At 69.2% G+C, this 20,726-nt stretch carries 18 protein-coding genes and 1 other RNA gene; 12 read left to right on the top strand and 7 right to left on the bottom strand.

Features of this window, described 5'->3' with window-relative positions; translation table 11 throughout:
- Positions 1-434 precede the first annotated feature (434 nt).
- Positions 435-1,781 carry a vanadium-dependent haloperoxidase gene (locus ACFC1K_RS12630; protein ID WP_375871904.1) on the top strand — a complete coding sequence of 449 codons (1,347 nt, stop codon included), beginning with the start codon at positions 435-437 and terminating at the stop codon, positions 1,779-1,781.
- Positions 1,782-2,055: 274 nt separating this feature from the next.
- Positions 2,056-2,961, top strand: a complete 906-nt coding sequence (locus ACFC1K_RS12625; RefSeq protein WP_375871903.1) for a patatin-like phospholipase family protein — start codon at positions 2,056-2,058, stop codon at positions 2,959-2,961.
- Here the strand turns inward: ACFC1K_RS12625 and ACFC1K_RS12620 are convergent.
- Positions 2,954-4,168 (bottom strand): ROK family protein, encoded by a 1,215-nt coding sequence (locus ACFC1K_RS12620; protein WP_375871902.1) that lies wholly within the window; start codon positions 4,166-4,168, stop codon positions 2,954-2,956. The genes ACFC1K_RS12625 and ACFC1K_RS12620 overlap by 8 nt on opposite strands.
- 118 nt (positions 4,169-4,286) lie before the next feature.
- On the opposite strand from ACFC1K_RS12620, the gene ACFC1K_RS12615 reads away from it, so the two are divergent.
- The 4 genes from ACFC1K_RS12615 to ACFC1K_RS12600 are packed head-to-tail and all read left to right on the top strand — an operon-like array spanning position 4,287 to position 9,173.
- Complete coding sequence (locus ACFC1K_RS12615; RefSeq protein ID WP_375871901.1) at positions 4,287-5,555, top strand: ABC transporter substrate-binding protein; 1,269 nt, start codon at positions 4,287-4,289, stop codon at positions 5,553-5,555.
- Positions 5,556-5,578: 23 nt separating this feature from the next.
- Positions 5,579-6,511, top strand: a complete 933-nt coding sequence (locus ACFC1K_RS12610) for a carbohydrate ABC transporter permease (RefSeq protein ID WP_375871900.1) — start codon at positions 5,579-5,581, stop codon at positions 6,509-6,511.
- On the top strand, positions 6,511-7,428 hold the full coding sequence (locus tag ACFC1K_RS12605) for a carbohydrate ABC transporter permease (RefSeq protein WP_375871899.1): 918 nt from the start codon (positions 6,511-6,513) through the stop codon (positions 7,426-7,428). Before ACFC1K_RS12610 ends, ACFC1K_RS12605 begins: the two co-directional genes overlap by 1 nt.
- A gap of 53 nt (positions 7,429-7,481) precedes the next feature.
- The gene (locus ACFC1K_RS12600) at positions 7,482-9,173 is read left to right on the top strand and encodes a glycoside hydrolase family 13 protein (RefSeq protein WP_375871898.1); all 1,692 of its coding nucleotides are present in this window, start codon (positions 7,482-7,484) and stop codon (positions 9,171-9,173) included.
- Between the two features lie 80 nt (positions 9,174-9,253).
- On the opposite strand, the gene ssrA is transcribed toward ACFC1K_RS12600, so the two are convergent.
- Positions 9,254-9,624, bottom strand: a transfer-messenger RNA (tmRNA) gene (ssrA, locus tag ACFC1K_RS12595).
- A gap of 170 nt (positions 9,625-9,794) precedes the next feature.
- Between ssrA and ACFC1K_RS12590 the strand changes: the two genes are divergently transcribed.
- From ACFC1K_RS12590 to ACFC1K_RS12575, 4 genes are all read left to right on the top strand, one after another.
- Positions 9,795-10,607 carry a siderophore-interacting protein gene (locus ACFC1K_RS12590; RefSeq protein WP_375871897.1) on the top strand — a complete coding sequence of 271 codons (813 nt, stop codon included), beginning with the start codon at positions 9,795-9,797 and terminating at the stop codon, positions 10,605-10,607.
- A 28-nt stretch (positions 10,608-10,635) separates the two neighbouring features.
- Complete coding sequence (locus tag ACFC1K_RS12585) at positions 10,636-11,313, top strand: SIMPL domain-containing protein (protein WP_310291531.1); 678 nt, start codon at positions 10,636-10,638, stop codon at positions 11,311-11,313.
- Complete coding sequence (locus ACFC1K_RS12580; protein WP_310291536.1) at positions 11,310-12,650, top strand: M20/M25/M40 family metallo-hydrolase; 1,341 nt, start codon at positions 11,310-11,312, stop codon at positions 12,648-12,650. Before ACFC1K_RS12585 ends, ACFC1K_RS12580 begins: the two co-directional genes overlap by 4 nt.
- A 76-nt stretch (positions 12,651-12,726) precedes the next feature.
- Positions 12,727-14,199 carry an MFS transporter gene (locus ACFC1K_RS12575; RefSeq protein ID WP_375871896.1) on the top strand — a complete coding sequence of 491 codons (1,473 nt, stop codon included), beginning with the start codon at positions 12,727-12,729 and terminating at the stop codon, positions 14,197-14,199.
- 4 nt (positions 14,200-14,203) lie between these two features.
- Here ACFC1K_RS12575 and smpB read toward each other — a convergent pair whose 3' ends face one another.
- The 4 genes from smpB to prfB form a co-directional block, all read right to left on the bottom strand.
- Complete coding sequence (gene smpB / locus ACFC1K_RS12570) at positions 14,204-14,680, bottom strand: SsrA-binding protein SmpB (RefSeq protein ID WP_045296901.1); 477 nt, start codon at positions 14,678-14,680, stop codon at positions 14,204-14,206.
- Between the two features lie 71 nt (positions 14,681-14,751).
- Positions 14,752-15,666 (bottom strand): permease-like cell division protein FtsX, encoded by a 915-nt coding sequence (gene ftsX, locus ACFC1K_RS12565; RefSeq protein WP_310250600.1) that lies wholly within the window; start codon positions 15,664-15,666, stop codon positions 14,752-14,754.
- Positions 15,663-16,805, bottom strand: coding sequence for a cell division ATP-binding protein FtsE (gene ftsE, locus ACFC1K_RS12560; RefSeq protein ID WP_375871895.1), 1,143 nt, complete (start codon positions 16,803-16,805; stop codon positions 15,663-15,665). The genes ftsX and ftsE overlap by 4 nt, the downstream gene beginning before the upstream one ends.
- Positions 16,806-16,890: 85 nt before the next feature.
- On the bottom strand, positions 16,891-18,003 hold the full coding sequence (gene prfB / locus ACFC1K_RS12555) for a peptide chain release factor 2 (RefSeq protein WP_045296898.1): 1,113 nt from the start codon (positions 18,001-18,003) through the stop codon (positions 16,891-16,893).
- 25 nt (positions 18,004-18,028) lie between these two features.
- Here prfB and ACFC1K_RS12550 point away from each other — a divergent pair, with 25 nt between their 5' ends.
- Together ACFC1K_RS12550 and ACFC1K_RS12545 are read left to right on the top strand one after the other, a co-directional pair.
- Complete coding sequence (locus tag ACFC1K_RS12550) at positions 18,029-19,342, top strand: MFS transporter (RefSeq protein WP_375871894.1); 1,314 nt, start codon at positions 18,029-18,031, stop codon at positions 19,340-19,342.
- Positions 19,343-19,350: 8 nt separating this feature from the next.
- Complete coding sequence (locus tag ACFC1K_RS12545) at positions 19,351-19,671, top strand: hypothetical protein (RefSeq protein WP_375871893.1); 321 nt, start codon at positions 19,351-19,353, stop codon at positions 19,669-19,671.
- An 8-nt stretch (positions 19,672-19,679) separates the two neighbouring features.
- Here the strand turns inward: ACFC1K_RS12545 and ACFC1K_RS12540 are convergent, their stop codons facing one another.
- Complete coding sequence (locus tag ACFC1K_RS12540; protein WP_310291553.1) at positions 19,680-20,654, bottom strand: transcriptional regulator TrmB; 975 nt, start codon at positions 20,652-20,654, stop codon at positions 19,680-19,682.
- Between the last annotated feature and the right edge of the window lie 72 nt (positions 20,655-20,726).

The raw sequence follows: 20,726 nt of genomic DNA, 5'->3' as shown, positions 1-20,726 counted from the left end.
GAGGCGTGGGCGACGCGATACTGCGAAGCGGCCGGGCTGTCACCCTGCTCAGACATCGCCGATCGTGCGGAGCGCCTCTGCATCGAGCGATGGGATTGCCACCCGGCGCTGCTCGTGCCGTTCAGAGAGGGCACTGCCGCGTTCCTGTCAGGCGGGCGATTCACCTCGCCGGTGGTCTACAGCGTCTGGCTTTCGGAGAACCCGATGGTCGCCGTGGCCGGCGGCAGCCGGGAACTCCTCGAGTCCTACCTGCTCAACCTCGGCGTGTGTCCCGATCAGGGAGGCGGCTATCCGCGGGGGCCGGAGTGCCCGGCAGAGAGCAGTCGGCCGGTTCTCCCTAAGGGCTATGCCCAATCGACGGCCGCGCGATGCGGTGGGACAGTGGGGCAGGCTACCGGAGCCTGCGCCTCAGATCCCCACTTGTGAGGTTGGTCATGAACACTCGTCGATCCATCGCCATCATTGCGGCCGCGCTCATCGCGTCGGTCTCGCTCGGAGCCGCCGGGGCCTCGGCCGCTCCGCCGACAGAAACCGACGCCACGGCCGTCGTCCATTGGAATGAAGTGGCGGCGAACACGCTCGCCGCCGTACCCGGGCCGAATGGCGGCGCGCCGCCCGCGTATCAGCTGAACATGGGCATGACGCAGGGCGCCGTGTACGACGCCGTCACCGCGATCGGACCCAAGCAGTACCAGCCGTACCTGCTCAAACAGCGCTTCGGGACCAAGGCGTCGGTCGAGGCGGCCGTGGCGACGGCCGCCTACGAGGTGCTCACGAACCTCGTGTCCACGGCACCCGAGATCGCACCGTTCCCCGGCAGGGCGGGGCTCCTCGCGGGCCTGGATACCCAGTACGCGACATCGCTCGACGCGATCGTCGACAACGCGTTCAAGAGGCAGGGCGTCGCGGCGGGCCATGCCGCTGCCGACGCGATGCTCCAGGCTCGGCAGAACGACGGACGATTCGGACCGTCGCAATGGGTTCGCGACCCCCGCGCCGGGCACTGGTCACCGCTGCTCAACTCGGCGGGACAGGAGGCCCTCGACCCGACACCGTGGGTGGGCGGCGTCGAACCGTTCCTCGTCGAGAGTGCGACGCAGTTCCAGTCGGCGCCGCCGCTCGCGCTCGACAGTCCCGAGTACGCGGCGGAGGTGAACGCGGTGCAGGCTCTCGGCAGGGCGACGGGGTCCACGCGCACGGCCGACCAGACGTACGCCGCGAAGTGGTGGCAGTGGGCTCCGGTCCTCGGGTGGAACGAGGTCGCACGGCAACTCATCACGCGGGACGACCTCGGCGCCGCCGACGCCGCGAGGCTGCTGGCACTGCAGAACCTCAGCGGTGCGGACGCGGCGATCACCTGCTGGAACGACAAGTACGCGTACGACTTCTGGCGGCCGTGGAACGCGATCCCGCGCGCCGGCGAGGACGGCAACGGCGGGACCACCCCGGAGACCGGGTGGGCCGCGCTCATCACGGCGCCGTACCCCGAGCACCCGTCCGGGCACAACTGCCTCGACGGTGCCTACGCCGCCGTCCTGCGCATGCACTTCGGCGACGTCATCGCGGGCGGGTTCCAGATGACGAGCACCTCCGCGCTGCTCGTGGCCGGCGAACCGCGGGTGCGCACGTTCCAGACGTTCTCGCAGCCGCTGTCCGAGCTGATCGACGCCCGCATCTGGGCCGGCCTGCACTTCCACCACGCGGACGTCCAGGGCCAGCTGCTGGGCGTGAACGTGGCGCAGTACGCGGCGACCCACTACTTCCAGGCGGTGGGCCACTGACGGCCTCGCGGACGCATGCGGGGGCGACACCCCGAGATCACCGACCGGCGCCTGCGCGCGATCGCAGGCGCCGGTCCGCGCGGGGACGGACCACGAGGTCTGCCGGCTTGCGGCCGAAACGTCCGCGTGCGAGGCTTGCCGGCGATCGTGATCGACGACGGGAGGTGAGACCCATGAACGCAGTATCCCCATGGGGTGCTCTCCCGCAGCGCACGATCGAACGGCCGACATAGCCGTACGGGAGCCCCCAACGCAATCGCGAAAGGCGACTCCCATGAACTCAGCATCTTCATCTCACCCCGTCCCGCGTCGGGCACTCGTCCTCGGCGGCGGAGGATCGGCAGGCAACGCCTGGCTGATCGGTGTCATCGCCGGCCTCGCTGAGACCGGGCTGGACGTGACCGACGCCGACCTCATCGTCGGGACCTCGGCCGGATCGACCGCCGCGGCACAGGTGACCAGCACCGCCCCCTCCGACCTGTTCGCTGCGACCATCTCCAGCTCGCCACCGCCCTCCGGGCCAGGCGGCTCCCGCCCGCGTCCCGCCGGACCCAGCCTGCAGTCACATCACCTGGACCGGATGAAGGCGATCATCGCCGATGCCTCCGACGCGGACGACTGGCGCCGCAAGATGGGCGAGGAGCTCGAGAAGGATGCCGCGGCCACTACGTCTGCGCAATGGCGGGCGACGGTCGCCGCCCGGTTCCCGACAGCGCTCTGGCCGCGGCAGCGGATCGTCGTCACCGCCGTCGACGCGCGCGGGGGCGCGCCCGCGTTGTTCGATCGCGACAGCGGGATCGACCTCGTGGACGCGGTGGCCGCGAGCTGCGCCGGCGGCTTCGCCTACGGCATCGGCGACGCCCGCTACATCGACGGGGGCTACCGGTCCAACGCCGACAACGCAGACCTCGCGGCCGGCTACGAGCGCGTGCTGGTGCTGTCACCTCTCGGCGGTCGGTCGTTCACCCCGGTGGAGTGGGGCACGCACCTGGCCACGCAGGTCGATCAGCTGCGCGCGCAGGGAAGCAGCGTCGAGACGGTCTTCCCCGACGCCGCCTCGGTGGCCGCGTTCGGCGACAACATGATGAACCCGCTGACCCGTCCCCCCGCGGCGCGGGCCGGCTACGAGCAGGCCATCACCGTGGCCGATCGGCTCGCTGAGCTCTGGCGAGTCAGCTAGCGACTGCGAACCGGGGCAGATCGAGCGCACCCGTGCGCGCCGCCTCGACGGCGGCGCGCACGGCTCCGACCGACACGATGTCGGCGCCCAGGTCGGACGCGACGATCTCGGGTGCGGGCAGGTCGAGCTCCTGCGGCAGCGCGTCGAGTGCGGCGTCGATCACCGGCCCCGCGCCGGCGGCAACGGCGCCGGAGACGATGATCCGCCGGGAATCGAAGAGGCTGCCCAGGACGCCGGCGATGACGGCGAGCGTCTCTCCCACCTGCCGCGCGACGAGGGCCGCACCCGCGTCGCCTTCCGCCGCGAGCGTGAGCACGGTCTTGGCGTCGATCTGGGCGGGGTCCAGCCCACGCAGCGCGCTCGACGCCGGAAGCGACCCCTTCGCGAGCGCACGACGTGCCAGTTCGGCCACCCGGTATCCGAGCCCCCACGCCCCTTCGACGCCCGCGACGTGGTCGAAGGCGACCATCTCGGCCGCCCCGCCATGCGCACCCCGCAGCAGCGTCCCGTCGACCCAGACCCCCGCGCCGAGGCGCTCTCCCGCGAGCAGCGTCACGAAGTCGTCGTAGCCGACGGCCGCACCGACCGCCCGCTCCGCCACCGCCGCGAGCGACGCGTCGTTCTCGACCCGCACGATCGGCGCCCAATCGCCGAAGAGGTCGCCGAACGACGGGTTCATGCGGTGCCAGAAATCGTCGCGGTGAGGAGGCGACGAGCCGTTCCGGTCCACGGGCGCCGGAACGCCGACGCACACCGCGACGACGTCGGTGCGCGTGATCCCGGCGGCCGAAAGCGCATCGTCGACGACACGCGCGGCGTCGCGACGCCGGTCTTCCGCCGAATCCTGAGCGGCGTCCGCGGCCAGATGGCTCACACCCCGCGTGCCGCCCCGGAGATCGGCGACCGTCGCCGTGAGGCGCGCGCGACCGGCGTCCAGCCCGACCACGAATCCCGTGTCCGCGCGGAAGGCGAACCGTCGAGCCGGCCGCCCCTTCTGGTACTCCCCCACGGCACGGGCGTTCGGCAGCTCCGCGAGCAGGCCGCGCTCGACGAGTTCGTCGACGACGTCGATGGCGGTGGACCGCGTGAGCCCGACGTGCTCGATCACGTCCGAGGCTGTCAGCGCGTCGGCCTCCCAGGCGAAGCCGAGCACGGCGTCCAGGCTCGCGCGACGCAGTGCCGTCGGGGTGAGCAGCGATTGTGACATCGAGGTCTTGACCTTTCACGCGTTCCTCAGCATTATGGTCCACACCTAGTTGATTTGACGAGTAAATCTACTCTTCGAACTAACAAGACCTCACAACCCACGGAAAAAGGACAACGACGTGCCTGCAGCATCCGTCTTCTTCCGCCGCGCGAGCGCGGCGGGCGCCGTCATCGCGATCCTCGGCATCTCCCTGGTCGCGTGCTCCGGCGCATCGACCGGGCCGGCCGAGGTGAGGTTCCATCTCAGCAAGCCCGAGGCGATCCCCTACTTCCGCGATCTGATCAAGGAGTACAACGCGAGCCAGGAGGAGGTCGAGGTCGTCTTCGACACGTCTTCGAATCTGCAGGCGGGCTTCCTGCGCGGCAACCCGCCGGACCTCGGGCTGCTCAACTACAACATGGAGATGGCGCGCTTCATGGAGCGCGGCGCCCTCAGTGACCTGAGCGACATGCCCGAGGCCGACCGCATCCTCCCCGAGGTGCAGGATCTGGTCGACCAGTACGCCACCTACCCCGGGCGCACGAGCGTGCTGCCGTACTCGGTGATGGCGGCTTCGGTCATCTACAACAAGCAGATCTTCGAACAGCAGGGACTCGACGTCCCCACCACGTGGGACGAGCTCGTGGAGGTCTGCGACGCGCTGAAGGCGGCGGGAGTCACGCCGTTCTACGCCACCTTCAAGGACCCGTGGACCGTCGGCCAGGGGTGGTTCGATTACGCCGTCGGCGGCGAGGTCGACGTCGCCTCGTTCTACGACGAGATGAACGAGCTCGGCACCGAGGTCGGCTCCGACTCGCCGGTGTCGTTCGAGAAGACACTGGCCGAGCCGGTCGAGCGTATGACGCAGCTCACGAGCGAATACACGAACGCGGATGCTGCCAGCCGGGGCTACGGCGACGGCAACCTCGCGTTCGCCAAGGGTGAGGCGGCGATGTACCTGCAAGGGCCGTGGGCCTTCGGCGAGATCGACAAGACGAACCCCGACCTCGACTTGGGGACCTTCCCGCTGCCGATGACCGACGATCCGGACGACAACAAGGTGCGGGTCAACATCGACCTCGCCGCATGGATCCCTGAGGCATCCGACCAGAAGGAGGGAGCCCGCGACTTCTTGAGCTACCTCTTCCAGAAGGACGTGATGGACGAATACAACGCCGCCTTCCTCGGGTACGGCACCACCACCGACTCCGCACCCGTCACCGACGAGCGGATCCTCGGCATGAAGGAGTACTACGACTCCGCGAAGTTCTACCAGGGCGCTTCGAAGGCGATCCCGCTGACCATCCCGACCGACAACTACATGCAGGGCATCGTGACCGGATCCGACGTCGAGAACACGCTGCGCGTGATGGACGCCGACTGGGCCCGACTGGCGATGCGCCGATAAGGCGATACGAAGGGAACGCACTCATGGCAACCACCACGGCCACCCTCACGGTGCCCAGGACCGGCCGACGGGCCGGCGCAACGTCCATCCCGCGCACGCGCCGGCGCGTGGAAGGGGTCTACTACCTCTTCCTCCTGCCCGCCCTCGTGCTGTTCACGCTGGCCATCACGATCCCCGCGGTCATCGGTATCTTCTTCAGCTTCACCGACTCGATCGGGTTCGGCGACTGGGAGTTCGTCGGCCTCATCAACTACGTCGCCGTCTTCACCGATCCGGCGATCCTGCAGAGCTATCTGTTCACCTTCGGGTTCGCCGCCGTCACGGTCGTCGTCGTCAACGCGGTGGCGTTCCTGCTCGCTGTCGGACTCGTCTCCCGGGTGCGGTTGAAGACGGGGCTGCGCGCGATCTTCGTGATCCCCATGGTGATCTCGGGCATCATCATCGCCTACGTCTTCAACTTCCTGTTCTCGAACTCGGTGCCTGCGCTCGGGCAGGCCTGGGGCATCCCGTGGCTGAGCGAGAGCATCCTCGCCAACCCCGACCTCGCGTGGGTGGCGATCGTCATCGTGACCGCCTGGCAGGCGATCCCCGGGACGCTCCTGATCTACATCGCCGGGCTCCTTTCGATCCCGGGCGACGTGTACGAAGCGGCCGACATCGACGGTGCAGGAAAGGCGCAGCAGCTTCTGCGGATCACGCTGCCACTGGTCGCGGGGTACGTCGTGATCAACGTGATCCTCGGCTTCAAGAACTTCCTGAACGCCTACGACATCATCGTCGGCCTCACCAACGGCGGACCGGGCACCGCCACCCGCAGCATCGCGATGACGATCTTCACCGGCTTCTCGGGTGGCGACTACGCCTACCAGATGGCCAACGCGACGATCTTCTTCGTCATCGCGCTGATCCTCTCCCTCCTCCAACTCCGTCTGACTCGCGGAAGGAACGTGTTCTGATGACCACGCAAGCCGCCCTCGCCATCGAGGACATCAACGCCGAACGCGTGCTCGACGGCGACGCCGCCCGCAAGCCCGCCCGCTCGCGCTTCGCGATGGAGCGCGTGAACTGGTCCGGCACGATCGTGCTGATCCTGTGCGCCTTCACGGTCCTGATCCCGCTGTACGTCACGATCTCGACAGCGTTCAAGACCCAAGGGCAGGCCGTCGACGGCAACGCGTTCTCGCTGCCCGCGCCATGGAGCCTCGACGGGTTCACGACCGCGTGGGAGCTCACGAACTTCCCGCGGGCCTTCACGATCTCGCTGCTGGTCACCGCGTTCACTGTGGCCGGCACGATCATCTTGGCCGCGCTCGCGTCCTTCGCCATCTCGCGCAACTGGGATCGCAAGCTCTTCCGCTACTCGTTCTACTACCTGCTCGCAGCGATGTTCCTGCCGTTCCCGGTGGTGGCGCTCCCTCAGATCCAGCTGACGGGTCTCGCCGGCCTCGACAACCCCGTAGGCGTGACGATCCTGCACATCATGTTCCAGTTGAGCTTCAGCATCCTGCTGTTCACGGCGTTCCTGCGGTCGATCCCCGCAGAGCTCGAAGAGAGCGCCCGTATCGACGGCGCCACGACGTGGCAGACGTTCTGGCGGCTCGTCTTCCCGCTGCTCGCGCCGATGAGTGCCACTGTCGGGATCTTCGCATTCCTGGCATCGTGGAACGACTTCATGATGCCGTCGCTCATCATCTCCGATCCGGCATCGCAGACGCTGCCGGTCGTCCAGAACATCTTCCAGACCCAGTTCAGCAACAACTACAACGTGTCGTTCGCCTCGTACCTCATGGCGATGGCCCCCGCGATCGTCGTCTACCTGTTCACCCAGCGATGGGTCATGGAAGGCGTCACCCAAGGAGCCGTCAAGGGCTGAGGCCGCGGCATCCGTCATCCATCCCGTCGAATCATCGAAAGGAAAGCGTCTCCGTGACGACTGTGCACCCCGCACCCTCCTCCTCCGACCAGCACGACCTCGAACTGCCCGCCTGGTGGCGCCAGGCAGTCGTCTACCAGGTGTATCCGCGGAGCTTCGCGGACGCCGACGGCGACGGCATCGGCGACATCCGCGGCATCACCTCGCGGGTGCCGTACCTGAAAGAGCTCGGGATCGACGCGGTGTGGCTGAGTCCGTTCTACCCGTCGGCGCTCGCCGACGGCGGGTACGACGTCGCCGATTACCGCGACGTCGATCCGCGACTGGGCACCCTCGACGACTTCGACGAGCTGCTCGCTGCGCTCCACGACGCCGGGATCAAGGTCGTCGTCGACATCGTGCCGAACCACACGTCGGATCAGCACGCCTGGTTCCAGGAGGCATTGGCCGCCGGCCGCGGCTCGGCGGCTCGTGCGCGCTACATCTTCCGCGACGGCTCCGGTCCCGACGGCTCCGAGCCACCCGCCGACTGGGTGTCGGTCTTCGGCGGCCCGGCGTGGGAGCGGGTCGCCGACGGGCAGTGGTACTTCCACAACTTCGCCGTGGAGCAGCCCGACCTCGACTGGTCCAACCCCGAGGTGCGCGCCGATTTCGTGAAGACGCTGCGGTTCTGGAGCGACCGCGGTGTCGACGGCTTCCGCATCGACGTCGCCCACATGCTCACGAAGGACTTCGTCGACCCGCTCCCCTCACAGGCCGTGCTCGACTCGATGCCCCGTGACGGCAACCACCCGATGATCGACCGCGACGACGTGCACGAGGTGTACGCGGAGTGGCGCGAGGTCTTCGACGCGTACGACCCGCCGCGCACCGCCGTGGCCGAAGCGTGGGTCGAGTCCTCGCGCATCCCGCTCTACGCGCGCGCCGAAAGCCTCGGCCAGGCGTTCAACTTCGACCTGCTCGAGGCGGACTTCGACGCCGCACAGTTCCGCCGGATCGTGGGCGACAATCTCGCGCTCGCTGCGAAGTCGGGCTCGTCGACGACGTGGGTGCTGTCGAACCACGATGTCGTACGCCACGCCACACGCTACGGACTGCCCGACCCCCAGCGCGACGAGAAGGGACGGCCCGCGCGCAAGCACGGCAACGAGTGGCTGCTCTCGGGCGGTACCTCACCGGTGCTCGACACCGAGCGCGGGCTCCGCCGCGCCCGTGCCGCGACGCTCTTCATGCTGGGCCTGCCAGGCTCGGCGTACGTCTACCAGGGCGAGGAGCTGGGCCTGCACGAGGTGGCCGCGATCCCCGACGCCGAGCGGCAGGACCCGACCTTCTTCCGCAGCCCCGGCGAGGACATCGGACGGGACGGATGCCGCGTCCCCCTGCCGTGGTCGGCCGAGGGTCCGTCGCTCGGCTTCGGAGCCGGCGGCACGCATCTGCCGCAGCCGGCATGGTTCGCGGAGTACGCGGTCTCGGTCGAGGACGCCGATCCCGCCTCGACCCTCTCCCTGTACCGCGACGCGCTGGCTCTGCGCCACGTGCTGCAGACCGGGGAGTCGCTGGAGTGGATCGACACCGGCCGTGAGGACGTGCTGGCCTTCCGGCGCCCGAACGGATGGACCGTGATCGCGAACTTCGGGACCGAGCCGTTCGAACTGCCGGTGGGGCCGCAGCTCTCGCTCTCGAGCGAACCCGTGGAGGGACGCCGGCTTCCCGGTGAGACCACAGCGTGGATCGCCGGGGCGTGACCTCGTCCGCGTGACAAGAAAAAGCCCCGGTCCTCGCGATTTCTCGCGGGGACCGGGGCTCCAACTCTGTGTGACAACGGCTGTGGAGATGGGGGGAATCGAACCCCCGTCCATCGCTGGGTAACTGCGGTTTCTCCGGGCGCAGTCTATGAAATCGTTCTACTCGGCTCCGACCTTTGTCACAGACACCTAAGTCGACAAGCCCATCCTGAAAAGAGTCCCGCGTGACGCTCAGGCGACGTCACGCAGCAAGATCCCTAGATGACGCCAATACCCGTGACGGGATCAGTCACGGATTGACGGCGTCGGGCTCGCTGCTCAGGCAGCGAGGGCGAACGCGGACTGCTTCTTTTCGGCAGTTATTGGTTTGCAAGGAGCGTTTACGAGATAACCCTGCATCCTCGGCCCGCTTCACGCAGATTCACAGGCGATGTCGAAACCGATCATCCCCGTTGCCTCTTTCGAGGTGTCCTTCTCGCGAAGGGCCGCTGTCACACTGTGGAGTTGCCAAGACTCGGGAGCCGAAGCATCCGAGCACATCAGGATACAACGGATGCGCCCTCCCCGCCATTCCTGGCCGGCTCCGGCCGGGATGCAGCATCCGTTGCCTAGCATGTAAGGGTGACCTCACCTCGTGCCGCGCGCCCGCAGACCACCCTCTTCGTGACCGGGAGCGTCTGGCTCTCACCCGACCTCGTGCGGGTGACGCTGGCGGGCGACGAGTTCGCCGACTTCGCCGACCGACCCGAGACCGACAAGTACGCGAAGCTGTACTTCCCGCCGGCGGGCAGCGCGCTCGAGCCGCCGTACGACCTCGCCACGCTGCGCGAGACGGTGTCGTTCGACGAGCTGCCGACGATCCGCACCTACACGATCCGGCGAGTGGATGCCGCAGCCGGCACCATCGAGATCGACTTCGTCGTGCACGGTGACACCGGCATCGCCGGGCCGTGGGCCGCGAACGCGCAGCCCGGCGATCGGCTGACGATGTCGTCCCCCGGAGCGGGGTACTCGCCCGACCTCACCGCGGATCACCACGTGCTGATCGGCGACGAGTCGGCGATGCCGGCGATCTGGTCTGCGCTCGAGGCGCTGCCCGCGGACACGGCGGTGACCACGATCATCGAGACCCGTTCGCCGGCGCACCGGATCGAGGTGCCGTCGGGCGCCGTCGTCCAGTGGGTCGACGAGGACCACGACGCTCCCGGCGCCCGCCTCGTCGCGGCGGTGGATGCTGCGGCCTGGCCGGACGGCCGCGTGCAGGTCTTCGCACATGGTGAGCGCGGTGCGATGAAGTCGCTGCGGCCGCTCCTGCTCGAGCGCGGCGTCGCGCGGGCCGACCTGTCGCTGTCGGCGTACTGGGCGTACGGACGCACCGAGGACGCGTTCCAGGCCGAGAAGCGCCTCCCGGTCGGGCAGATCTTCCCCGATTGACCCACCGGTCACGGGTTAGGGTCTGAGCATGAGCGACGTCGTCATCACCGTCCGCGGGGAGCACGAGACCCGCATCGCCCCCGAGCGCGCGATCGCGCACCTGACCATCCGCGCCGAAGGACACGAGCGCGGCGCCGTCGTCGAGCGCATGGCCGCGCTCACCGAGCCGGTGCGCGACGACCTCGCTTCGCGCAAGTCCGCGGGCACCGTCACCGAGTGGACGAGCCAGCGGGTGTCGGTGTGGTCGGAGCGCCCCTGGAACAACGAGGGCAAGCGCCTGGCCCCCGTGCACTACGCGACCGTGGACTTCTCCGTCACGTTCACCGACTTCGCGGTGCTGTCGTGGTGGGCCGGCGAGGTCGCCGAGCGCGAGGGTGTGCAGCTCGGCTGGATCGAGTGGAAGCTCACCCCCGAGACGAAGGCATCCGTCGAACGGGACGTCGCCACGCAGGCCGTGGGAGTGGCGGTTGCACGAGCGAGCGCGTACGCCGGGGCGCTCGGCCTCGCCGATGTCACCGCCGTCGAACTCGCCGACGTGGGACTGCTGACCCAGCAGAGCGGGCCCGAGGCGGCACCGTCGCCCCGCATGCTCATGGCGAAGGCGTCGTTCGCCATGGACGCCGCGGGCGGGGGGCCCGCTGTGCAGCTCCAGCCCGAGGACATCGTGATCTCGGCGGCCGTCGAGGCCCGGTTCGCCGCCCGATGAGCCCTGCCGACGTCGTGCCCCGCGCGGGCATCGCCGAACGACTGTCGCGCATGATCCAGCTGCCCACCGTGTCGGCAGAGCGCGCCGAACGCGGGCAGGGACCCTTCGATGCGTTCGCCGACCTGCTCGTCGAGCTCTACCCGCTCGTCCACGAGCACCTCGAGCGCGAGCGCATCGGCGAACTGGGGATCCTCTACCGGTGGCGCGGGCGCGTCGCCCCGCAGCCCACCGTGTTGATGGCGCACTTCGACGTCGTCCCCGTCGACGAGAGCGACGCCTGGACCCACCCGCCGTTCGAGGGGCGCATCGATCGTGGCTGGGTGTACGGCCGCGGCGCGCTCGACGACAAGGGACCGCTCGTCGTCGTGATGGATGCCGTCGAGAACCTGCTGGCTTCGGGGTTCACTCCGGTGCGCGACGTGTACCTGTCGTTCGGGGGCGACGAGGAGACGTTCGGTGGCGCGGCCCGCATCATCGCCGAGACGCTCAGGGATCGCGGCGTCGAGCCGTGGCTCGTGCTCGACGAAGGAGGCGCGGTCGTGGACGCGCCGCTTCCCTTCGTCCGCGGAACCGCGGCCATGGTGGGCGTGGGCGAGAAGGGCGTGCTGACGCTCCGCCTGAGCGCCCGCGGCGAGGGCGGGCACGCGTCCGCTCCCCCGGCCCGCACCGCCGTCCGGCGCATCGCGCGCGCCGTCGAGCGACTGTCGCCCGAGACGTTCCCCGCACGCACGCCGGCGGCGGTGACGCGCATGCTGGAGCTTTTCGCGACCCGGACCGGCGGCATCCCTCGCGCGCTGTATCGGCTGCTGTCGAGGGCACCGTGGCTCACCGCGCGCGCCTTCACCGCGATGGGCGGCGAGCCCGCGGCGCTCGTGCGCACGACGGTCGCCGCCACGATGCAGTCCGGCGGCACGGCCGCGAACGTGCTGCCGTCCCAGGCGTCGGCGACGCTCAACCTGCGCATCGCGCTCGGCGAGTCCGTCGAGAGCACCGTGAAGCGGGTCCGCAAGCGGGTCGCGGACCGGCACGTGAAGGTCGAGGTGCTCGAGGGCGACGGACCGTCGCCGGAGTCATCGACGAAGAACGCGCAGTTCGCACTCATCACGGACGCGGTGAAGGTGTCGCACCCGAGCGCGGCGACCGTGCCGTACGTCATGATGGCGGCAACCGACTCGCGGCACTTCCACCGCTTCTCGCCGGCGGTCTACCGCTTCGCGCCGCTCGAGATGAGCAAGGCACAGCGCGCCTCGATCCACGGCGTCGACGAGCGGGTCGAGATCGCGGCGCTCGAGCGGGGTGAGCTGTTCCATCGGACCCTCCTCCAGCGCTTAGAGTGATTCGCACCCGCCCTTCGGCATGACCGGGGCGGAGCGCAGCAGTGACCGGGTCTGGGGCCCGAGCGAAGGAGCACCGATGACGCGCAGCGCCGTGTCCTCACGCGTCACCGTCGGCGCGCTCGCGGGAGTCGTCGGCTTCCTCGCGTTCGTCGAGTTCACGAGCGGTGTGATCCAGGGCTTCTACACGCCCATGCTCACCGACATCGCCCGTCACCTCGGAGTGCACGACGCCGACGTCAACTGGCTCGAGGGCACGCAGCTCATGCTCTCGGCGCTCGTCGTCCCCGCGTTCGCGAAGCTCGGCGACATGGTCGGGCACAAGCGGATGCTGGTGATCTCGACGGCGATCACGGCCGCGGCATCCCTCGTCCTGCCGTTCACCGACTCGTTCGGCGTCTTCCTCGCGGCGTGGGCCATCCAGGGCTTCTACGTCGTGTGGCTGCCTCTGGAGATCGCCCTGATCTGGTCTCGCTCACGGCGCATGGAGGGCCGGGCGACCATCACGGCCCGAGCCGCCGGATTCCTCGTGGCGGCGCTCGAGACCGGCGCCATCACGGGAGCCCTGGTGGGCGGCATGCTCATCGACAGCCTGCCGCTGTGGATCGTGCTGCTCGTGCCCGCCCTGCTCGTCGTCGCGTGCTTCTTCGTGATCCTGTTCGGGGTCAAGGAGTCGCCCGAACCGACCGGCGGCCGCCTCGACAACGTGGGCCTGGTGCTGATCTCGCTCGCGCTCGTCGCCTTCACCGGCGGGCTCAGCCTGCTGCGCCTCAACGGCCCGGCTGATCCGATCGCCTGGCTCGTCACGGCTCTCGGAGTGCTGCTCGTGGTGCCTTTCGCGCTGTGGGAGCTCCGGCACGACGATCCGCTCATCGATGTGCGGATGTTCCGCTCCCCTGCCCTCGGGCCCGTCTTCCTCACTGCCGGCCTGTTCGGTGTGAGCGTGCTCGGCGCGCAGGCCCCGCTGTCGACCTTCGCCCGCACCGACCCGTCGGTGTACGGATACGGCCTCGGCACGACCGGCTTCCAGACCTCGCTCATCATCGGGGTCTACCTCATCGCGATGATCACGGGCGCCCTGCTGTTCCCGCTCATCGCCCGGCTCACCGCACCCCGCCTGACTCTCATCGGTGCGGCGACGCTGGTCGGCATCGGGTTCCTCATGTTCCTGCCGTTCCACGACACCTACACCCAGGTCATCGTGAACATGGTGGTCGTCGGCCTCGGGTCGGGAGCGCTGGTCGCGGCGCTGCCTGCGGCCGCAGCATCCGCCGCCCCTCCCACCCAGACGGGTGTCGCGACCGGTCTCACGAACTCGGTCAAGACCGTCGGCGGTGCGATCGCGTCGTGCGTGTTCGGCATCGCGCTGCTGCACGGCGCGACCGGCGCGGCGACCGAGGGCACCGCGGGATCGTTCTCGGGCTATGTCACGGTGTGGGTGGTGTGCGGCGTGACCGCGCTGGCCGCCGCGGTGCTGCTGTGCTTCGTCCCGAAGACGGCGTTCAGCGACAGCGCCGCGCACGGCGCGGACGCGGCGGAAGCAGTGAGCTGACGCTCTACTCGCCGAGGCGGTTGCGCGAACGCATCGCGCGTTCCGCCTCGCGCTTGTCTTCGCGCTCGCGGATCGTCTGGCGCTTCTCGAACTCGCGCTTGCCCTTGGCGACGGCGATCTCGACCTTGGCGCGGCCGTCCGAGAAGTACAGCTTCAAAGGGATGAGCGTGTAGCCGCCCGCCGAGATGGCGTGCGAGAGCTTGACGATCTCCTCCTTGTGCAGGAGCAGCTTGCGCGTGCGCTTCGACGAGTGGTTCGTCCAGTGGCCCTGCGAGTACTCGGGGATGTGCACCGCATCCAGGTACGCCTCGCCGTTGTCGATGTACGCATAGCCGTCCGAGAGGTTCGCGCGACCTTCGCGCAGCGACTTCACCTCGGTGCCGGTCAGCACGAGGCCCGCCTCGTAGGTCTTCTCGATCGCGTACTCGTGGCGCGCGCGACGATTGGTCGCCACGACCTTCTCCCCGCGTTCCCTGGGCATGATGTCTCCTCGCTGATGCCGCCCAACCCGGACGGCAGCCTGTCAGTCTACCCCCGCGACGGGGTGGACGATCACGCGCGCAGCCACCTGCGGATCGCGAAGCTCGCCGACAGCGCAGCGAGCACCACACCGACCAGGATCAAGACGGGCACCACGAGCCACGCGTCCGCCATGCCGACCCAGGTCGTGACGAAGTCGACGCGGTTGCGCAGATAGTTGTTCACGCCGAAGTGCACGCCGGCGATCACGGCCGCGCTGGCGAGGATGGACCCGAGCAGCGCCGCGATCACACCCTCGAGGATGAACGGGGTCTGGATGAAGCGGTTGGATGCCCCGACCAGGCGCATGATCCCGAGCTCCCGCCTTCGCGCGAACGCGGAGAGCCGGATGGTGGTCGCGATCAGCAGCACCGCGGCGATCAGCATGAGCACGGCGATGCCGACCGCGATGTAGGTGGCGATCGTCAGGGCCGAGAACAGCGGATCGAGGTACTGCATCTGGTCCTTGACCAGCTCGACCCCCTGCATGCCGCTGAAGGCCTCGATGATGACGTCCGACTGCTCGGGGTCGACCAGCGTGATGCGGAACGTCTCGTTGACCTGATCGGGCGTGATCACGCTCGCGTTCTCTTCGCCGGCGATCTGCAGCAGCTCGTCGTACGCCTGCTGGTGGTCGAGGAACGTCAGGTCGCGAATGAGAGGCGCCAGCGCGCTGCCCTCGAGCTTCGCGCGCACCTCTTCGACCTGCTCCGGCGACGCCTCGCCGTTCGAGCACGTCGCGGGCGTCGAGATGCTGGTGCACATGTAGACCGCGACCTGCGCGCGCTCGACCCAGAAGTCGCGCATCGTGCCGATCTGCATCTGCATGAGGATCGCCGCACCGACGAACGTGAGCGACACGAACGTGACCAGCACCACCGAGACGACCATCGAGACGTTGCGCCGGAGGCCCGTGAAAGCCTCCGACATGATGAGTCCGAACCTCATGAGGTGGGCCCCACTTCGTCGTCAGGATCGGTGGCGCCGAGGCCGAGCCGATCGGCGAGACCGAGCTCCTCGACCTGCAGCTCGACGGCGTCGACGAGCGGGATCGGCTGGGTGTGGGTGGGCTTCGCGGGAGCGGATGCCTCGACCGAGGGCGCGGGCGCGGGTTCGACGACCGGCTCCTCGAGGGCCTGTGCAAGGCCCTCCGCCTGCTGCACCTCTGCCGCCGTGACGGCGACCGCAGCTGCTGCGGCGGCCGCAGCCGCCGCGACACCGGCGGCAGGCGACGCGGCATCCGGTTCCACGCCGACGAGCTCCTCGTCATCCTGTACGGCCGTCGGATCGAGGCCTGCGGCCGCTGCGATCGCGGCTTCGCGCTGCACCTCGAGCACCGCGGTGAGGGCGGCGACCGCGGCGGCGCCGCGCTCCTGCTCTGGAGCGAGGCTCGGCAGGCTCGACCGATCGCCGTACCCGCCGTGGCGCTCGTCGCGGATCATCTCGCCGTGGCGCAGCTCGATGACACGGCGCTGCATCTGGTCGACGAAGCCCGCCTCGTGCGTGGCCATCACGACGGTGGTGCCGCCCGCGTTGATGCGCGCGAGCAGCTGCATGATGTCGATGGAGGTCCCGGGGTCGAGGTTTCCGGTCGGCTCGTCCGCGAGCAGGATCTGGGGCCGATTCACCAGCGCACGGGCGATGGCCACGCGCTGCTGCTCACCACCCGACAGTTCGTGAGGGAACCTCTTCTCCTTGCCGGCGAGGCCGACGAGGGCGAGCACCTCCGGGACCGCCTGCTGGATGAAGCCGCGCGATGATCCGATGACCTGCAGCGTGAACGCGACGTTCTGGAACACGGTCTTGGTCGGCAGCAGCCGGAAGTCCTGGAAGACCGCCCCCACATGGCGCCGGAAGTACGGAACCTTGCGGTTCGACAGCGTGCGCAGGTCGCGGCCGAGGACGACCACACGCCCTTCGGACGGCGTCTCCTCGCGGAGGATCAGACGGAGGCAGGACGACTTGCCGGAACCCGACGCGCCGACGAGGAAGACGAACTCCCCGCGCAGCACCTCGAAATCGACATCGCTCAGGGCGGGCTTGGAAGTGCCGCGAAAGCGCTTCGTGACGTTCTCGAACCGGATCATGGCCTAACGAGCCTATGCGGACGCCACCGGCCCCGGTCCAGCGACACTCATCGTTTGCGCATCGGTTTATCGAGTGCGCGCTGGATCAGTCGTCGTCGTCCTTGCGCTTGCGCCAGCGGATGCCGGCGGAGATGAAGCCGTCCAGGTCGCCGTCGAAGACGATCGCAGGATTGCCGACCTCGTGCCCCGTCCGGAGGTCCTTGACGAGCTGCTGACCGTACAGGAAGTACGAGCGCATCTGGTCGCCCCAGCTCGCGGTGATGGTGCCGGCGAGCTCCTTCTTCTTCGCGGCCTCCTTCTCGCGCTGCAGCAGGAGCAGGCGAGTCTGCAGCACGCGCATGGCGGCGGCGCGGTTCTGGATCTGCGACTTCTCGTTCTGCATCGACACGACGATGCCGCTGGGGATGTGCGTCAGGCGCACCGCAGAGTCGGTGGTGTTGACCGACTGGCCGCCTGGGCCGGACGAGCGGAAGACGTCGACGCGCAGGTCGTTCTCGGGGATGTCGACCTCGACGGCCTCCTCCATCACCGGGATGACCTCGACCGCCGCGAAGGAGGTCTGCCGCTTGTCGGCCGAGCCGAACGGGCTGATGCGCGCGAGGCGGTGGGTCCCGGCCTCGACCGACAGCGTGCCGTACGCATAGGGGGCGTCGATCTCGAACGTCGCCGACTTGATGCCGGCGCCCTCCGCGTACGAGGTGTCCATGACCTTCACCGGGTACTTGTGGCGCTCCGCCCAGCGCAGGTACATGCGCATGAGCATCTCGGCGAAGTCGGTGGCGTCGTCGCCGCCCGCGCCCGAGCGGATCGTCACGACCGCGGAGCGCTCGTCGTACTCGCCGTCGAGGAGCGTCTGCACCTCGAGCTGGCTGACGATGTCCTCCAGTTCGGCGATCTCGTGGCGCGCCTCTTCGGCGGAGTCCTCGTCGTCCATCTCGTTGGCGAGCTCGACGAGCACATCGAGATCATCGAGGCGCTGCTCGACGTCCGTGACGCGCTTGAGCTCGGCCTGGCGGTGGCTGAGGGCGCTGGTGACCTTCTGCGCCTTCTCGACGTCATCCCACAGATTGGGGGCGCCGGCCTCCTCGCTGAGTCGGGCGATGTCGGCGTTGAGTGCCTCGACGTCGACCACGGCCTTGATGTCGGCGAACGTGGAACGCAGGGCCTGGATGTCGGCGGAGGGATCGAAGTCGAGCATGACACTCCAGACTAACGTGGAAGCGATGACCGATCACGCAGGCTCCCCCACCGCTCGTGACGTGCTGTGGCGGTTCGGGCCGATGGTCTACGGCCCCACCGTACTGTTCGCGCTCGGCGAGGGCGCGGTCATCCCGCTGATCCCTGTCATCGCCGCACAGCTCGGAGCGGATGTCGCCACCGCCGCTCTCGTCGCCTCCGCGCTGGTCGTGGGGCAGCTCTGCGGCAACATCCCCGCCGGCTGGGCGGTCGCCCGCGTCGGCGAGCGGCTCACCATGGTGATCGCCGGAGTCATCTCCCTCGGCGGGGTGGTGGGTATGGCGCTGGCGCCGTCGCTCGGCATCTTCGCCCTCGCGGTCTTCCTCATCGGCTTCTGCGCCGCCGCCTTCGGCCTGGCCCGCCATTCGTTCATGACGACCCGTGTCCCCCTGGCGTTCCGCGCCCGCGCACTGTCGCTGCTGGGAGGCACGTTCCGTCTCGGCATGTTCGTCGGGCCGTTCGTCGCGGCCGGCCTTCTCGCCCTGTTCGACGACGAGCACGCCGCGATCTGGTTCTTCGGCGGATGCCTCGTGGCCACGGTGCTCCTGGTGCTCCTCGGCCCCGACCCCGAGAAGCAATTCCTCATGCCGCAGGAGCAGGCGGCACGCGACGCTTCCGTCGACACCGAAGACACGGGTGAACCGGTCACCGGTTCGATCCGCCTTCCGCGGAGGGAGACCTCCGGCACCGGTCCCGGAACCGGCGTGATCCGCACCATGTGGCGGCACCGCCGTGTGCTGTCGACGCTCGGCCTGGCCGCGGCATCCCTGTCGGCCGTCCGTTCGGCGCGCCAGGTCGTACTGCCGCTGTGGGGTGTATCTATCGGCCTCGACGCGCAGACGATCGCCCTCGTGGTCGGCATCTCAGGCGCGATCGACTTCGCGCTCTTCTACGCGAGCGGCCAGGTCATGGACCGCTTCGGTCGACTGTGGGCCGCCCTGCCGGCCATGATCCTGATGGGTGCGGGCTTCGTCGCCCTCGCGTTCACGCACGACCTCCCCCAGGCCGCGATGTGGTTCGCGATGTTCGCGGCGGTGCTGGGCGTGGGCAACGGCCTGTCGAGCGGCATTCTGCTGACCCTCGGCGCCGACGTCGCGCCCAAGGCCGACCCGGCCCCCTTCCTCGGCTCGTGGCGAACCCTCACCGACGCGGGTGGCGCGGTCGCACCGCTGCTCGTATCGGGCATCGCCGCCGTCGCCTCGCTGTCCGTCGCGACGGGGATCATGGGCGCGATCGGTCTCGTCGGCGCGCTCGCCTTCGTGCGGTGGGTGCCGCGCCACGTACCCCGGGCCGGCGTATGAGCGAGGTCGTGACCTTCTGCCGCAGCCGCAACGACGGGCGGCGTTGCACGCGCCCCCTCAGGCACGCGGGACTGCACCGCCACCGCACGATCATGTGGGCGGATGCCGGGGCGGATCCCGCGCACTGCTCCGGCTCCGGCGAGCCGGGCGAGCCCGCCGCACTCCTCGCCGACGGCTTCCCCGACGGCCGCGCGCTGTGCCCGGTGTGCCTGAGGTTCATCCCACTCGACGACGCCGGTCGCCTGATCGGGCACGACACCGCGGACGAAGGCGAGACGGATGCCGAAGCCCGGCGTCGCGGCGAGTGGTTCAACGCCCACGGCTGGTAGCAGACGCGTCACACCCAGTTCCGGCGGACGGCTTCCGCCCCCAGCTGCATCCTCGTGGTGACCCCTGCCGTCTCCATCAGTTCGGACACCCGGCGCTGGACGGTGCGCAGTGAGATCCCGAGCTGCGCGGCCGCGGCAGCATCCGTCACCCCCAGAAGGAGCAGGCGGAGGAGGTCGGTGTCGACGGCGTCGGCGGTGGGAACGGCGGCGACCGGCAGAAACTCGGTGGCGGCCCGCCAGTACTCCTCGAAGATGGAGGTCACGAGGTCGAGCAGTCCGCTGGGGTGGATGAGGAGCGCCCCGAACCCTTGATCCTCGGCCTGCGAGTGCATGGGCACGAGCGCCATCTGGTCGTCCGCGATGAACATCCGGGTGGGCAAGGTCGGCAGCACCCGGATCTCTTCGCCGATCTGGGCCATCTCGCGGGCTGCGTCGAGGAAGCCCGGGCGTTCGAGGACCGCGTTCTCGACGATCACGCGATACCGCACGCCCCGCGCGAGGGCGCGGTCCTCCTCGATGTTCTCCTCGCCGCTCAGCAGCGCGACCTCATGCAGCACGAGCACGCGCACCTGCTCGACGGAGGCCGCCTGAAGCTGCGCGACGCGCTGGCGCACGGCGTCATCGCCGATCACGACGTCGACGACGTCAGCGACGCTGCGCTGCTCGGCCGAACGCCGGTACATGTCGCTGAGCTCGACGAGCGCCTCGTGGGCGCGCGTGAGCCCGCGCTCCCGCTCGAGCAGCAAGGGGCGGAGCGAGATCGACGGCGGCGACGCCACGAAACGGTCACTGCGCGCGGCCTGGCGGGCGAGCAGGCCGAGGCGTTCGAGCTCGGCGACGATCGGCCGCGTGCGCGGCAGCGACATGCTCAGGCCGGATGCGATCTCCGCGGTCGACGCCGACGACTGCTGCAGCACGAACCGGTAGACCGCGGTGTGGGCCTCATCGAGGCCGAGCGCATCGAGCACGGCGACCTTCTCCATGTGTTCATCGTCACCCACCGACATTGGCGGATGCAGGCCATGGCATTTCTCCGCCATCCACTTTATGCACTC

The sequence above is a fragment of the Microbacterium sp. NPDC056057 genome (assembly GCF_042266945.1).
Lineage (GTDB): Bacteria > Actinomycetota > Actinomycetes > Actinomycetales > Microbacteriaceae > Microbacterium > Microbacterium trichothecenolyticum_C.
The sequence above is the reverse complement of the archived record's forward strand: the minus strand, read 5'-3'. Positions and strand labels throughout refer to the sequence as shown.

Bases quoted from the DNA above. Each gene is read 5' to 3' on its own strand.
- ACFC1K_RS12550 (WP_375871894.1), top strand. From the start codon at position 18,029: ATGACCGATCACGCAGGCTCCCCCACCGCTCGTGACGTGCTGTGGCGG.
- ACFC1K_RS12540 (WP_310291553.1), bottom strand. From the start codon at position 20,654: ATGGAGAAGGTCGCCGTGCTCGATGCGCTCGGCCTCGATGAGGCCCAC.
- smpB (WP_045296901.1), bottom strand. From the start codon at position 14,680: ATGCCCAGGGAACGCGGGGAGAAGGTCGTGGCGACCAATCGTCGCGCG.
- ftsX (WP_310250600.1), bottom strand. From the start codon at position 15,666: ATGAGGTTCGGACTCATCATGTCGGAGGCTTTCACGGGCCTCCGGCGC.
- ACFC1K_RS12610 (WP_375871900.1), top strand. From the start codon at position 5,579: ATGGCAACCACCACGGCCACCCTCACGGTGCCCAGGACCGGCCGACGG.
- ACFC1K_RS12585 (WP_310291531.1), top strand. From the start codon at position 10,636: ATGAGCGACGTCGTCATCACCGTCCGCGGGGAGCACGAGACCCGCATC.
- ACFC1K_RS12620 (WP_375871902.1), bottom strand. From the start codon at position 4,168: ATGTCACAATCGCTGCTCACCCCGACGGCACTGCGTCGCGCGAGCCTG.
- prfB (WP_045296898.1), bottom strand. From the start codon at position 18,003: ATGCTCGACTTCGATCCCTCCGCCGACATCCAGGCCCTGCGTTCCACG.
- ACFC1K_RS12580 (WP_310291536.1), top strand. From the start codon at position 11,310: ATGAGCCCTGCCGACGTCGTGCCCCGCGCGGGCATCGCCGAACGACTG.
- ACFC1K_RS12605 (WP_375871899.1), top strand. From the start codon at position 6,511: ATGACCACGCAAGCCGCCCTCGCCATCGAGGACATCAACGCCGAACGC.
- ACFC1K_RS12625 (WP_375871903.1), top strand. From the start codon at position 2,056: ATGAACTCAGCATCTTCATCTCACCCCGTCCCGCGTCGGGCACTCGTC.
- ACFC1K_RS12575 (WP_375871896.1), top strand. From the start codon at position 12,727: ATGACGCGCAGCGCCGTGTCCTCACGCGTCACCGTCGGCGCGCTCGCG.
- ACFC1K_RS12630 (WP_375871904.1), top strand. From the start codon at position 435: ATGAACACTCGTCGATCCATCGCCATCATTGCGGCCGCGCTCATCGCG.
- ftsE (WP_375871895.1), bottom strand. From the start codon at position 16,805: ATGATCCGGTTCGAGAACGTCACGAAGCGCTTTCGCGGCACTTCCAAG.